The following is a 1409-nucleotide window of genomic DNA, read 5'->3' as shown; positions in this document are numbered from 1 at the left end:
GGTGCTGACTTCGTTCTGCACAACAGCCTGTTCGTGATCGCGCACTTCCACAACGTGATCATCGGCGGTGCGGTATTCGGTTACATCGCCGGTTTCGGCTTCTACTTCCCGAAAGCGTTCGGCTTCAAGCTGCACGAAGGCTGGGGTAAAGCAGCGTTCTGGTTCTGGATCTCGGGCTTCTTCGTCGCGTTCATGCCGCTCTATGCACTGGGCTTCATGGGCATGACCCGTCGTCTGAACGCCACCACCAACCCTGAGTGGGTGCCGTACCTGTACGTTGCCATGTTCGGCGCGGTGATGATCGCTGTCGGTATCGCCTGTCAACTGATCCAGCTGTACGTCAGCGTGCGTGACCGTAACAAGCCAGAGAACGTGTGCGATCACGGTGACCCGTGGAATGGCCACACGCTGGAATGGTCGACCTCGTCGCCACCGCCGTTCTACAACTTCGCTGTGCTGCCTAAGGCTGACTGCATCGACCCGTTCACCGAAGCCAAGGAAAACGGTACCGCGTACCAGGCTCCGGCCAAGTACGAGCCGATCCACATGCCGAACAACACCGCCACTGGCGTGGTGATGGGCGCACTGCTGACCGTGTTCGGTTTCGCGATGATCTGGCACATCTGGTGGCTGGCGATCGCAAGTCTGGTCGGCACTGTCGTGTACTTCGTGATCCACGCTGCGCGTGACGACCAGGGCTATATGGTTCCGGTTGAAACGATCGAGCGCATCGAAGCCGAGCAGCACAAGCGTCTGGTTGCGGCAGGGAAAATCCCGGCTTCCGCCACCCGTGTTGAAACCTCGTTGGAACAGGCTTAAACCATGTCGAATTTAGTGACCAATGCTGGACACGCCCATGGTGACCATGGGCACGATGACCATCACCACGATTCGGGCGAGATGACCGTATACGGTTTCTGGCTCTACCTGATGACCGACTGCATTCTGTTTGCGTCGATCTTCGCGGTGTACGCGGTACTGGTAAACAACGTTGCCGGTGGCCCAGCCGGCCACGACATCTTCGAACTGCCCTACGTGCTGGGCGAAACCGCTCTGCTGTTGTTCAGTTCGATCACCTACGGCTTCGCCATGCTGGCGTTGTACAAAGGTAAAAAGCAGCAGGTTCTGGGTTGGCTGTTCATGACCTTCCTGCTCGGCGCTGGCTTTATCGCCATGGAGATCAACGAGTTCCACCTGCTGATCTCCGAGGGCTTCGGTCCTAGCCGTTCGGGCTTCCTGTCCGCGTTCTTCACCCTGGTCGGTACTCACGGTCTGCACGTTTCCGCGGGTCTGATCTGGATGGGCATCATGATGTACCAGGTCAACAAGCACGGCCTGACGGCGACCAACAAGACCCGTCAGGCCGTGCTTGTTGACCTGGTACATCATGATGCCCATCCAGATCAGAC

The 1409-nt window shown here is 58.1% G+C and carries 2 protein-coding genes; both read left to right on the top strand.

What is annotated here, in order from left to right; genetic code table 11:
- The coding region (locus ACIOWA_RS23295; protein ID WP_401162147.1) for a cbb3-type cytochrome c oxidase subunit I at nucleotides 1–819 on the top strand (819 nt) is incomplete at its 5' end.
- A gap of 3 nt (nucleotides 820–822) precedes the next feature.
- Nucleotides 823–1409: cytochrome o ubiquinol oxidase subunit III (gene cyoC, locus ACIOWA_RS23290; RefSeq protein WP_401162145.1), on the top strand; the 587-nt coding region annotated here is incomplete at its 3' end.

The organism is Pseudomonas sp. NPDC087614, assembly GCF_044743485.1.
GTDB classification, from domain to species: Bacteria; Pseudomonadota; Gammaproteobacteria; order Pseudomonadales; family Pseudomonadaceae; genus Aquipseudomonas; species Aquipseudomonas baetica_A.
This window is presented reverse-complemented; position numbering and strand designations above follow the sequence as displayed.